Consider the following 11,774-nt stretch of genomic DNA (forward strand, 5'->3'; position numbering starts at 1 on the left):
AGGCACTCGTCCCACTGCCAGTGTGCACCCGGCCACGCCCATGAAGTGGTCCCGATCAGCCCTAGGGGCTGCAAAAGGTCCCTGTGGATCGCCGCAGCTCAGTCCTAGTACGGCGCCCGGAACTGCGCGTACCCCAGCAGCAGGATGATCGCGGCGACGCAGCCGAGCACGATGGTCGTCGACACCCACGAGGACCGGCGGGGTGCCACCGGGTCGGAGTCGGCGCGGAAGGGCTGCGGCTCGGGCGGTTTCTCCTTCCACCGCGCGGCCAGCATCCGCGCGCGCGCCGAGGGCTCCTTGTGCTCCGCGTTGTCCGCCCAGCGGAGGTCGAACTCCCGCTCTGCGTCGTCCTGTTCGGACCGTTCGGACATCCCCGTATCTCCCCGTTGCCGCTGGCGAAGCCATCTGCGTCGCCTGTGTCGAACAGCAGTGCCAGAGCATACGACGACGCCCCCGTCCTGTGAAACAGGAACGGGGGCGTCCGACGGCTCACGCGTGATGCACGCGCGGTCCGATCACACGTCGAAGTAGAGCTCGAACTCGTGCGGGTGCGGACGCAGCTGCAGCGGGGCGATCTCGTTCGCGCGCTTGAAGTCGATCCAGGTCTCGATCAGGTCGGACGTGAAGACGTCGCCCGCGAGCAGGAACTCGTGGTCGCGCTCGAGGGAGTCGAGAACGGCCGGGAGCGAGGTCGGGACCTGCGCGACGTTCGCGTGCTCCTCGGGAGCCAGCTCGTAGAGGTCCTTGTCGATCGGCTCGGCCGGCTCGATCTTGTTCTTGATGCCGTCCAGGCCCGCGAGCAGCAGCGCGGAGAAGGCCAGGTACGGGTTGCCGGAGGAGTCGGGCGCACGGAACTCGACGCGCTTGGCCTTCGGGTTCGAGCCCGTGATCGGGATACGCATGGCCGCGGAGCGGTTGCGCTGCGAGTACACCAGGTTGATCGGCGCCTCGAAGCCCGGGACCAGACGGTGGTAGGAGTTCACCGTCGGGTTGGTGAAGGCGAGCAGCGACGGGGCGTGCTTGAGGATGCCGCCGATGTAGTAGCGGGCGGTGTCCGACAGGCCCGCGTAGCCGGCCTCGTCGTAGAAGAGCGGCTGGCCGCCGGTCCACAGCGACTGGTGGACGTGCATGCCCGAGCCGTTGTCACCGAAGATCGGCTTCGGCATGAAGGTCGCGGTCTTGCCGTTGCGCCAGGCCACGTTCTTCACGATGTACTTGAAGAGCTGGAGGTCGTCGGCCGCGGCGAGCAGCGTGTTGAACTTGTAGTTGATCTCGGCCTGGCCGGCGGTGCCCACCTCGTGGTGCTGGCGCTCGACCTGGAGGCCGGACGCGGCCAGCTCCAGGGAGATCTCCGCACGCAGGTCGGCGAAGTGGTCGACCGGCGGGGTCGGGAAGTAACCGCCCTTGTAGCGGACCTTGTAACCACGGTTGTTCTCGAGGGCGCCGGTGTTCCAGGCGCCGGCCTCGGAGTCGATGTGGTAGAAGCTCTCGTTCGCACCGGTCGCGAAGCGGACCGAGTCGAAGACGTAGAACTCGGCCTCGGGACCGAAGTACGCGGTGTCGGCGATACCGGTCGACGCGAGGTAGGCCTCGGCCTTCTTCGCCACGTTGCGCGGGTCGCGGGAGTACTGCTCGCCCGTGATCGGGTCGTGGATGAAGAAGTTGATGTTGACCGTCTTGTCGCGGCGGAAGGAGTCGACGCGCGCGGTGGACAGGTCGGCGCGGAGCGCCATGTCGGACTCGTGGATGGCCTGGAAGCCGCGGATCGAGGAGCCGTCGAAGGCCAGCTCCTCGGCCGGGTCGAAGGCCTCTGCCGGAATGGTGAAGTGCTGCATCACACCCGGCAGGTCGCAGAAGCGGACGTCGACGAACTTGACGTCCTCGTCCGCGATGAACTTCTTGGCCTCGTCGGCGTTCTGGAACATCCAGCTCCTCCTACTCCCGACGTCCTGCCGGGGTGGTAGTTCGTTCGTGCGGCCAGTGCGGTGGCACACGTTGTCTCCGACACTAGGGACGCGTGGTTTCTCGGGCGTGACCCATTTGTTTCGCACAAGTTAACCGGACCCAGTCCGGTGTACCCCACCTGTCCGTATCCCGAAACAGGCGCAGTACCTTGGACGGGTGGACAACAGGGATGCAATCGGCTCGTGGCTCTCGGGCCCGCGCGAAGCCGCAGAGAGAGCCGGTGTCGACTTCGGATACCGGGGCGAGCAGCTCGGTCTGCCGGAGGAGGGACCCGGCTCGATCGCCCGCCCGGGCCGCCGGTTCGGCGCCCTGATCGTCGACTGGGGCCTGTGCCTCTTGATCGCATACGGTCTGATCACGCATGGCTACGACCAGGCGACCGGCAACTGGGCCCTGCTCGTCTTCTTCCTGCTCGGCGTCCTGACGGTCGGCACACTCGGCTTCACCCCGGGCAAGCGCCTCTTCGGCCTGCGTGTGATCGCCCTGGACGCCGGCCGCCCCAACCCCCTCCGCGCCCTGCTGCGCACGGCCCTGCTCTGCGTCGCCGTCCCGGCCCTGATCTGGGACCGCGACGGCAGGGGCCTGCACGACCGCCTGGCCCGCACGGCCGAGGTGCGCATCTAGGGCCCTAGCGTTCGTACGACGAAGGGGGCGCCCGGAGCCACGCGGCGGTAGCCGCATATTGACTCGGCGGGCGCCCCCTTTCTCGTACGAGGGAGTCGGCGGGCCTTCGGAAGGCGCTCAGCGGGCCTTGGGCCCGCCCTTCGGGAGCTTCATGCCCTTCGGCATCGGCCCCTTCGGCAGCGGCATGTTGCTCATCAGGTCGCCCATGGCGCGCAGCCGGTCGTTGGTGGCCGTCACCTGGGGACCGGTCAGCACGCGCGGCAGCTTGAGCATCGTGGTCCGCACCTTCTTCAGCTCGACCTGGCCCTCGCCCGTGCCGACGAGGATGTCGTGCACCGGCACGTCCGCCACGATGCGGTTCATCTTCTTCTTCTCGGCGGCCAGCAGGCTCTTCACCCGGTTCGGGTTGCCCTCGGCGACCAGGACGATGCCGGCCTTGCCGACGGCCCGGTGCACCACGTCCTGGCTGCGGTTCATGGCCACCGCCGGAGTGGTGGTCCACCCCCGGCCGATGTTGTCGAGCACGGCCGCGGCCGCGCCCGGCTGGCCCTCCATCTGCCCGAAGGCCGCCCGCTCGGCCCGGCGCCCGAAGATGATCGCCGTTCCGAGGAAGGCGAGCAACAGGCCCAGGATCCCGACATAGATGGGGTGACCGAGCAAGAAACCGATCGCGAGGAAAACACCGAAGATGCCGATGCCTACAGCCGCGAGTACAAGGCCGATCTTCTTGTCGGCCTTGCGGGTCATCTTGTAGGTCAGAGCGATCTGCTTCAGTCGCCCGGGGTTCGCAGCGTCCGCTGCAGGTTCCTTCCTCGCCATGCCACGAAGTCTACGTGGCCCCGGGAGCGCCTTAGAACGGCAGTGCCCGGAGTGCGGGATTCAGGGGTGGGTGACGAGGGTCTGGTCCAGGACGCGCTGGGCCTCGACGCGGTCCTTGGCGCGGCGGCGGTCCTCCAGGACGGAGGTCCACGCGTTGCGACGGGCGGTGCGCTGGCCGCTGCTCATGAGCAGTGACTCGACTGCACGCAGTGCATCGGTGAACGACGGGATTGCGGTGGCGCGAACGGGCGCGGCCTGCATGGTGGAGGTCCCCCCTCGGGTACGGGCACTGGGTGGCGGTGTACGTGGCGTGAGTCCAGCGTCACTGATTGGTGTTACCAGGGCGTGACCGACCGGTCAAACACCAATGAAGCCTTGATGCGGCGGGCGAAAACGTTGACGCGGCCCTGGCGTACGCCCTCAGCTGCGAGGACGCCCAGGACCGCGTCGAATCGGTCGCTACTGGCGGGTAGTTTCTTGTGCGCGACTTCACACGCTCGTCTCGCGCCCGTACGGGGCAAGGGAGTTGATGTTGTGTCGGCCAGGTCACACGGCCTGCGAGGCGATGTACGCGCCGCGCTTCTCGATGGCCATCTGGTAGAGGCGTCCCGCGCGGTACGAGGAACGCACCAGCGGCCCGGACATGACGCCCGAGAAACCGATCTGCTCGGCCTCGTCCTTCAGCTCCACGAACTCGTGCGGCTTGACCCAGCGCTCGACGGGGTGGTGGCGCACGGACGGGCGCAGGTACTGCGTGATGGTGACCAGCTCGCAGCCGGCCTCGTGCAGCTGCCGGAGCGCGTCGCTGACCTCCTCGCGGGTCTCGCCCATGCCGAGGATGAGGTTCGACTTGGTGACCAGGCCGTAGTCGCGGGCGGCCGTGATGACCTTCAGCGAGCGGTCGTAGCGGAAGCCGGGGCGGATGCGCTTGAAGATCCGCGGCACGGTCTCCACGTTGTGTGCGAACACCTCGGGGCGGGAGGAGAAGACTTCCGCCAGCTGCTCGGGTACCGCGTTGAAGTCGGGAGCGAGGAGCTCGACCTTCGTACGGCCGGCCTCGCGCTCGGCGGTCTGCTGGTGGATCTGACGGACCGTCTCCGCGTACAGCCAGGCGCCGCCGTCCTCCAGGTCGTCGCGGGCGACGCCGGTGATGGTGGCGTAGTTCAGGTCCATGGTGACCACGGACTCGCCCACGCGGCGTGGCTCGTCGCGGTCCAGCGCCTCGGGCTTGCCGGTGTCGATCTGGCAGAAGTCACAGCGCCGGGTGCACTGGTCGCCGCCGATGAGGAAGGTCGCCTCGCGGTCCTCCCAGCACTCGTAGATGTTGGGGCAGCCGGCTTCCTGGCAGACCGTGTGCAGGCCCTCGCTCTTCACGAGGTTCTGCATCTTCGTGTACTCGGGGCCCATTTTCGCCCGCGTCTTGATCCACTCGGGCTTGCGCTCGATGGGGGTCTGGGCGTTCCGGACCTCCAGGCGCAGCATCTTGCGTCCGTCGGGTGTGACTGCGGACACATCGGCTCCCTGTAGCTTCGATTCTTCGGCGTACACCAGGGTACGCCCGTGTTTACTGAGCCCCGCTGTCAGGCCAACCCCTGAGCCGCGGGGCTCATTCCCGGCGTCAGGCCGTCGCCTTCTCGATCTCGCGCGGCTTGAGTTCCGCGTTCTCCAGTACGTCCTTCAGATGCCGCTCGGCGACCGGCAGCACCTCTTCGATCGTCACGTCGCGGCCCAGCTCGTCGGCCAGGGAGGCCACGCCCGCGTCCCGGATGCCGCACGGGATGATGCGGTCGAACCACTTGTTGTCCGGGTTCACGTTCAGTGCGAAGCCGTGCATCGTGACGCCCTTGGCCACGCGGATGCCGATCGCCGCGATCTTGCGGTCCTCGCGGCGCTGGCCGGCGTTGGAGGGGGCGTACTCCGGGCCGTTCATGCGGGGGTCGAACTCCTCGTCGTGCAGACGGGGGTCGAAGTCGAGGGACAGGCCGCCGATCGACGGCCGCTGCTCGACCGGGTCGCCGAGGATCCACACGCCGCTGCGGCCCTCGACCCGGCTGGTCTCCACCCCGAACTCCGCGCACGTGCGGATCAGGGCGTCCTCCAGGCGCCGGACATGGGCCACCACGTCCACCGGGCGCGGGAGCTTCTGGATGGGGTAGCCCACCAGCTGGCCCGGGCCGTGCCAGGTGATCTTGCCGCCGCGGTCCACGTCGATGACGGGGGTGCCGTCGAGGGGGCGTTCGTTGTCCGCCGTGCGCCGGCCCGCCGTATACACCGGCGGGTGCTCCAGGAGCAGCACGGTGTCGGGGAGTTCGTCGGTGAAGCGTGCCGCGTGCACCCGGCGTTGCTCGTCCCATGCCGCCTGGTAGTCGACGGCCTCGGCACCGAATCCCATGCGGACGAACCGCAACTCACTCACGGCAAGCGCCTCCCTCGAAGGTCGTAAGGCACGAAACGCGCCTACGCCACTGTACGACCGACCGTCTCGCGTCAGCCCTGCGGGCAATCCTCACACGATCGGATGAACGAACGGCGAAATGTGCGACCGTCTGCTCACTCTCCGCTACATTCGCGCCGTTCACAGAGGCCATAAGGGCTGCTCACAGGCAATCCGGGCACAGCAGGGCCGCAGCGGCCCCTGGAGGCCCGAAAGGCAGGAGACCGCACCGCAGATGACGGAACGACCCGCGCAGCGCACTCCCAACCGTCAGCTCGCCGCGCTCATCGCAGAAGCCGGGTTCTCCAACGCGGGTCTCGCCCGTCGAGTCGACCAGCTCGGTCTCGAACACGGGCTGGATCTCAGATACGACAAGACGTCGGTCACCCGCTGGCTGCGCGGACAGCAGCCCCGCGGCACCACCCCCGCCCTCATCGCCGAGGTCTTCACCCGCCGCCTCGGCCGCCGTCTCACCGCCCAGGACCTCGGCCTCGACGCCTGTGCGCCGGTGTACGCCGGGCTCGAGTTCGCCGCCACCCCCGAGGAGGCCATCGACATCGTCGGCGGGCTGTGGCGCAAGGACTCCGGCTCGCACGCCGAGCTGCGCAAGATCGCGTTCACACCGGCCGGTCTGGTCGTGCCCAGCCGGGACTGGCTGATCGGCCGCGCCGACGACAAGGTCGCCCGCGGCGAACAGGCCCCCCGCGTCCCCGCCCAGGGCCGCCCGGTGGTGCCCCAGCAGCGCGGCCGGACCGAGCGCGGCCCCGGCCAGAAGGTCACCGGCGGCGACATCGCCGCGCTCCGCTCGGTCGGCGAGCTGTTCCGCACCCTCGACAACATGTACGGCGGCGGCCACGCCCGCCAGGCACTGGTGCGCTACCTGGAGCACGAGTGCGAGCCGATGCTGCGCGGCACCTACGGCGAGCAGACGGGCCGCCGGCTGTTCGGCGCGGCCGCCGACCTGACGCGGCTGGCCGGCTGGACGTCGTACGACATCGCCGCGCACGGGCTCGCCCAGCGCTACTTCGTGCAGGCGCTGCGGCTCGCGCAGGCGGCGGGGGACCGGGCGTACGGCTCGTATGTGCTGGTCACCATGAGCCGTCAGGCCGTCTACCTCGGCCACGGGCGGGAGGCCGTGCAGCTCGCGCGCGTGGCCCAGCAGGGCGTGGGTACGAACGCCCCGCCCGTCGTACAGGCCCTGCTGCACTCCGCCGAGGCGCGCGGGCACGGTGTGCTCGGCGAGGTCCGCAACTGCACCGCCTCGCTCGTGCGCGCGGAGCGGGCCCTCGAAGCGGCCCGCACGGGTGATGAAGTGCCGTACTGGGCACGGTTCTTCGACGAGGCGCAGCTCGCGGACGAGTTCGGGCATGCCCATCGGGATCTGCAGCAGTTCCGTGCGGCGGCGCAGCATGCGGAGCGCTCGCTGCAGTTGCGTGCGCCTTCGTTTGCGCGGAGTCGGTTGTTCTGCCGGGTCGTTCTTGCCTCCGCCCGGCTCGGGCTCGGTGAGCTCGATCAGGCCTGTGCGTTGGGGGCGGAGGCGGCGGGGGCCGCTGCGGAGATGCGGTCGGTGCGGGCGATCGAGTATGTGCGGGACTTCGAGCGGCGGTTGGAGCCTTACAAGGATGCGGCGCCGGTGCGGGGGTATCGCGACAAGGTCGCGGCACTGGGCTGAAGAAGGAGGGGCTTCAGGCAGCCGTTGCTGTTGCGGGGAGTGGGTCTGCCCTGTGTATGGAGCCCGCCGCTCCCAGGTCCGTCAGGATGGCTGTCGCGGCCCTGTGGGCCGAGTGCAGGGCTCCCTGGACCGTGCTGGTGTCGCGGTGGTCGCCGCAGACGTACAGGCCCGCCAGGAGGCGGACCGGGCGGCGTAGGTCGTGGGGTGGGCGCATCGCGGGGACGGCCTCGGGGGTGTGGTGGACGGCGAGGGTCTCCCAGCGGGCGGTCGAGGTGCCGTAGAGGCGGGACAGGTGCATGCGTACGGCGGTGTCGAGTTCCGGTGGGGGCGGGCCGAGGACGGTCGAGGTGATGAGCGTGCGGCCCGCGGGGGCGCGGGCCGGGTCGACCCGGCTCATGACCGCCGTGTGCGCGACCGGGCCGCCGCGGTCGGCGTCCAGGAGCAGGGACGCGTCCGTCGTCGGGGGCTCGTCCGTCGTGTGGTGCAGCACCGTCAGCGGGTGGAAGTCGGGTATGCGCAGGCCGGGCAGGAGTTCGGCGGCCGCCCGTGCGTCCGTGGCCAGCAGCACGGCACGGCAGCGGATCTCGCCGTGCTCGGCCGTCGTCACCGCGCTCGTGGAGACGGAGGTGACGCGCACGCCCGTGTGCACGGTGCCCGGCGGCAGCGCCCGCGCGAGCAGTTCCGGCAGCATCTCGGCGCCGCCCTCCGGCAGGCACAGCCGCCCGCGCGCGAAGGAGTGCAGCGCGAGGTCGGCGCACCGGCTGGACGACGTCAGCTCCGGGTCGCACAACAGGGCGGCGAGCAGCGGACGTAGGAAGCCGTCGATGGTGCGGGCGGGGACACCGCGGGCTGCGAGGGCCTGCTCCGCGGGCAACTCCGGGCGGGACAGCAGCCGTTCGACGGGCGTCGCCGCGAGCCGGGAGAGGAAGGTGCCGAGGCGGGCCTGGTCCACGGCGGTGCCCAGCGGGGCGCCGGACCGGGGGGCGCTCTTGGTGGGGGCGCTCGCCAGGGCGCGTACGGCATGGAGTGCGCCCCTTGCGCCCCCCGTGCTCGCCTGAGCGCCCGCGCGGTGGTGGCGCCCGTCGCTGTGCAGCAGGACGCCCGGCGCGAAGGGGCGCAGAACGAGCGCGTCGAGCCCGGGAGTCAGCCGTAGCTCGGGATACGCCGTGGACAGCAGTTGTCCGATCCGGTCGAGCCGGAAACCGTCGACCTTCTCCGTCGACATGCGACCCCCCGCGCAAGGGGCGGCCTCCAGGACCGCGGTCGTCACTCCTGCGCTGGTCAGCCGATGCGCCGCCGAGAGCCCGGCGACCCCGGCTCCCACGATCACGACGTCCGCCTGGTACGCGGGCTCAAGCACGTGCCCCTCCTCGAGGTTGCGCGGCCGGTGGAGACGTCATGCCCCCAACAGGCCCTGGGGATACCCGAGTTCGGGTCGAGGTTAGGGCTGTGATCGGTCAAGGACAGTCGCGCATGAACAGAGCACGGTCGCACAGCGGTCGCATACGGTCGCGGGTGCTCACCGCGCCGCCGCCGCAGTCCTGGCTATGCCGCCCGGATCGCCGACTCGATGTCAGGGAACGCGAACGTGAAGCCGGACTCCAGCAGCCGCTTCGGCAGCACCCGAGCGCTGCCCAGCACATCCCCGGCCATCTCGCCGAGCACGGTCCGCAGCACGGGCGCGGGCACCGTGAACAGCGTCGGCCGGTGCAGCACGCGCCCCATGGCCGCGGTGATCTCACGGTTCGTCAGCGGGTTCGGGGTGGTGAGGTTGAACGGCCCGGACAGCCCGTCGGTGTCGATGAGATGCCGGATCGCGGCGATTTCGTCGTGCAGGGAGATGTACGACCAGTACTGGCGCCCGTCGCCCATCCGCCCCCCGAGTCCGGCCTTGAACAGCGGGAACAGCCGTCCCCAGGCCCCGCCTCCGCGGGCCACCACCAGTCCCGTCCGCGTGAACACGGTCCGTACGCCCGCCTCCCGCGCGGGCGCCGCGGCGCCCTCCCACTCCACGCACAGCTCGGGCAGGAACCCGGTCCCGGGCGGCGCGCTCTCGTCGACCGCGCGGTCGCCGGTCTCGCCGTAGTAGCCCATCGCGCTGCCGTTCACGAACACCCGCGGCTTCTCGTCCAGTGCGGCGATCGCCTCGGCCAGCGCCGTCGTGCCGAGTACCCGGCTGCACCGGATCCGCGTCTTGTACGCGTCCGTCCAGCGGCGGTCGCCCACGCCCGCGCCCGCGACGTTGACCACGGCGTCGCACCCGGTGAGCCCGGCCGGGTCCACGCTCTTGCCCTCCGGGTCCCAGCGGACCTCGTCCTTCGCCCGGGGCGCCCGGCGCACCAGCCGCACCACTTCGTGCCCGTCGGCGGTCAGCGACCGCACCAGGGCGCCACCGATGAGCCCGGACGCACCGGCCACCACGATTCGAGAACGTTCCATGGCCCCCATTCTGCGCGGCCGGGGCGCGAATCCCCCGTCGGGTTTCCGACACCTCCGCCGTATGGTGGCGGTCATGCGGGTTCCGTACATACGCCACGCCACCCTCGACGACGAGGACGTGCTCGGCCTCCTCGACCGGCTCACCTGGTCCACCCTGCACGCCGTCGCACCACGACCCGAGCCGCCCTACGAACCCTTCTTCAACGAGCGGTTCGGGCCCCGGGACCACCTGGTCGCCGAACTCGACGGCGCGGTCGTCGGCTACATCCGGCTCGGCTATCCCACGCCCCTCGCGTGCAACTCCCACGTCCGCCAGATCCAGGGGCTCGCGGTCGCCGAGGAGGCGCGCGGCACCGGAGTCGGGCGGGCGCTGCTGCGCGCCGTGCGGGACGAGGCCAAGCGGCACGGGGCGCGCCGCCTGACCCTGCGCGTGCTCGGCCACAACACCCCGGCACGCAAGCTCTACGAGGCCGAGGGGTTCGTCGTCGAGGGGATCCTGCCCGGCGAGTTCCTGCTGCAGGGCGAGTACGTGGACGACGTGCTCATGGGGCGCAGTCTCTGACCCGCCGAGTGCTGCCGAGCCCTAGGACGTGACCAGGTCGCCCGTGTCCACCGCCGCCGTCGCGGTCGCCGCGCGCTCGGCGTCGGAGGCGACCTCGTCCGCCGTCAGGACGTAACCCGTCTCGTTGTCGGACGTCGAGCGGGCGAAGACGACGCCGTAGACCCGGCCGTCGGTCGTCAGCAGCGGGCCGCCGGAATTGCCGGGCCGCACGGTCGAGCGGATCGAGTAGATCTCGCGCGTCACCATGCGGTCGCTGTAGATGTTCTGCCCGGTCGCCCGCACCCGGTTGGCGACCGTCGCCGCCTGGAGATTGAGGTCGCCGTCCTGCGGATAGCCCGCGACGACCGCCGAGTCCCCGCGCGCGGCGCTGTCGTCGAAGCGCAGGACCGGGGCGCTCAGCCCGGGCACGTACAGCACCGCCACGTCCCGGTCGGGGTCGAAGAGCACCACCCGCGACTCGTACGACCGCCCGACCCCGCCGATCCGCACGCTCGGGTCGTCGATGCCGGCCACCACGTGCGCGTTGGTCATCACGTGGTCGCGCGCGTACACGAACCCGCTGCCCTCGCGGCCCTGGGTGCCGGCGACGCCCTCGATCTTCACCGTGCTGAGCTTGGCCGCGTTGGTGGCGCTCGCCGTGACGCTGTCGCCGGTGGGCTTGGCGACCTCGGCCGTCGACTCGTTCTCGAACGGGTTGAAGACCTGCGGGAAGCCCGCCTGGGTGAGCGCGGACGTGGCCCGTGAGAACCAGGTCGGCGTGGTGTCCGGCATGGCGTCCTGCACCGTGCCGAGCAGTGCCGAGTCCCGGATCGCCGTGGTGAGCAGCGGCGAGGAGGAAGCGCCCAGGACGCTCGCGGCGACCCACGCCACGATCAGCACCGCCACCGAGTTGGCCGCTGCCCCGCCGACCCCGTCGGCCACCCTGAGCGGACCGAGACTGGCACGGCCCAACTCTCGGCGCAGCCGCAGCGCGAGCCGCCCCGCCAGCTCGTGCCCCACCACGGCCGGGACCAGCACGGTCAGAACCGCGGTCACGGTCGCGCGGGTCGTCCCCGCCGACACCAGGTCCATCGTCCACGGCAGTATCCACACGCCGAGGACCGCGCCACCGACGAACCCGGCGAGCGAGACGCATCCGGCCACCAGTCCGCGCCGGTAGCCGGATGCCGCGTAGGCCACAACCACCAGCAACAGCAGGATGTCGAGCAGGTCCACGGAGCCGCCTTTCTCTCAGATCCCCTAATACGCGCGGGACGGGC

The 11,774-nt window shown here is 70.6% G+C and carries 12 protein-coding genes; 3 read left to right on the top strand and 9 right to left on the bottom strand.

The window, feature by feature from the left end; all coding sequences use genetic code 11:
- Positions 1–104: 104 nt before the first annotated feature.
- Both OG303_RS35205 and glnA read right to left on the bottom strand, forming a co-directional pair.
- Entirely contained in the window at positions 105–371 is a 267-nt protein-coding gene (locus tag OG303_RS35205) for a hypothetical protein (RefSeq protein WP_405873547.1), read from the bottom strand.
- A 144-nt stretch (positions 372–515) separates the two neighbouring features.
- Entirely contained in the window at positions 516–1,925 is a 1,410-nt protein-coding gene (gene glnA / locus OG303_RS35210; RefSeq protein ID WP_405873549.1) for a type I glutamate--ammonia ligase, read from the bottom strand.
- A 196-nt stretch (positions 1,926–2,121) separates the two neighbouring features.
- Here glnA and OG303_RS35215 point away from each other — a divergent pair, with 196 nt between their 5' ends.
- The gene (locus OG303_RS35215; RefSeq protein ID WP_405873550.1) at positions 2,122–2,589 is read left to right on the top strand and encodes an RDD family protein; all 468 of its coding nucleotides are present in this window, start codon (positions 2,122–2,124) and stop codon (positions 2,587–2,589) included.
- Between the two features lie 117 nt (positions 2,590–2,706).
- On the opposite strand, the gene OG303_RS35220 is transcribed toward OG303_RS35215, so the two are convergent.
- From OG303_RS35220 to lipB, 4 genes are all read right to left on the bottom strand, one after another.
- The gene (locus tag OG303_RS35220; protein WP_405873551.1) at positions 2,707–3,408 is read right to left on the bottom strand and encodes a DUF4191 domain-containing protein; all 702 of its coding nucleotides are present in this window, start codon (positions 3,406–3,408) and stop codon (positions 2,707–2,709) included.
- 60 nt (positions 3,409–3,468) lie between these two features.
- A complete protein-coding gene (locus OG303_RS35225) occupies positions 3,469–3,669 on the bottom strand; it encodes a hypothetical protein (protein ID WP_405873552.1) in 201 nt (66 codons plus the stop codon).
- Between the two features lie 285 nt (positions 3,670–3,954).
- The gene (lipA, locus tag OG303_RS35230) at positions 3,955–4,920 is read right to left on the bottom strand and encodes a lipoyl synthase (protein WP_405873553.1); all 966 of its coding nucleotides are present in this window, start codon (positions 4,918–4,920) and stop codon (positions 3,955–3,957) included.
- Between the two features lie 106 nt (positions 4,921–5,026).
- Positions 5,027–5,824 (bottom strand): lipoyl(octanoyl) transferase LipB, encoded by a 798-nt coding sequence (lipB, locus tag OG303_RS35235; RefSeq protein WP_405873554.1) that lies wholly within the window; start codon positions 5,822–5,824, stop codon positions 5,027–5,029.
- A 253-nt stretch (positions 5,825–6,077) separates the two neighbouring features.
- Here lipB and OG303_RS35240 point away from each other — a divergent pair, with 253 nt between their 5' ends.
- Entirely contained in the window at positions 6,078–7,514 is a 1,437-nt protein-coding gene (locus OG303_RS35240) for a regulator (RefSeq protein WP_405873555.1), read from the top strand.
- A 13-nt stretch (positions 7,515–7,527) separates the two neighbouring features.
- On the opposite strand, the gene OG303_RS35245 is transcribed toward OG303_RS35240, so the two are convergent.
- Both OG303_RS35245 and OG303_RS35250 read right to left on the bottom strand, forming a co-directional pair.
- Positions 7,528–8,874, bottom strand: coding sequence for an NAD(P)/FAD-dependent oxidoreductase (locus tag OG303_RS35245; RefSeq protein WP_405873556.1), 1,347 nt, complete (start codon positions 8,872–8,874; stop codon positions 7,528–7,530).
- Between the two features lie 185 nt (positions 8,875–9,059).
- Complete coding sequence (locus OG303_RS35250; protein WP_405873557.1) at positions 9,060–9,953, bottom strand: TIGR01777 family oxidoreductase; 894 nt, start codon at positions 9,951–9,953, stop codon at positions 9,060–9,062.
- A 73-nt stretch (positions 9,954–10,026) separates the two neighbouring features.
- Between OG303_RS35250 and OG303_RS35255 the strand changes: the two genes are divergently transcribed.
- Positions 10,027–10,515, top strand: coding sequence for a GNAT family N-acetyltransferase (locus OG303_RS35255; RefSeq protein WP_405873558.1), 489 nt, complete (start codon positions 10,027–10,029; stop codon positions 10,513–10,515).
- 21 nt (positions 10,516–10,536) lie between these two features.
- Here the strand turns inward: OG303_RS35255 and OG303_RS35260 are convergent, their stop codons facing one another.
- Entirely contained in the window at positions 10,537–11,730 is a 1,194-nt protein-coding gene (locus OG303_RS35260) for a MarP family serine protease (protein WP_405873559.1), read from the bottom strand.
- Between the last annotated feature and the right edge of the window lie 44 nt (positions 11,731–11,774).

This window comes from Streptomyces sp. NBC_00005, from assembly GCF_045160215.1.
GTDB lineage: Bacteria > Actinomycetota > Actinomycetes > Streptomycetales > Streptomycetaceae > Streptomyces.

Bases quoted from the DNA above. Each gene is read 5' to 3' on its own strand.
- OG303_RS35205 (WP_405873547.1), bottom strand. From the start codon at position 371: ATGTCCGAACGGTCCGAACAGGACGACGCAGAGCGGGAGTTCGACCTC.
- glnA (WP_405873549.1), bottom strand. From the start codon at position 1,925: ATGTTCCAGAACGCCGACGAGGCCAAGAAGTTCATCGCGGACGAGGAC.
- OG303_RS35220 (WP_405873551.1), bottom strand. From the start codon at position 3,408: ATGGCGAGGAAGGAACCTGCAGCGGACGCTGCGAACCCCGGGCGACTG.
- OG303_RS35225 (WP_405873552.1), bottom strand. From the start codon at position 3,669: ATGCAGGCCGCGCCCGTTCGCGCCACCGCAATCCCGTCGTTCACCGAT.
- OG303_RS35240 (WP_405873555.1), top strand. From the start codon at position 6,078: ATGACGGAACGACCCGCGCAGCGCACTCCCAACCGTCAGCTCGCCGCG.
- OG303_RS35250 (WP_405873557.1), bottom strand. From the start codon at position 9,953: ATGGAACGTTCTCGAATCGTGGTGGCCGGTGCGTCCGGGCTCATCGGT.
- OG303_RS35255 (WP_405873558.1), top strand. From the start codon at position 10,027: ATGCGGGTTCCGTACATACGCCACGCCACCCTCGACGACGAGGACGTG.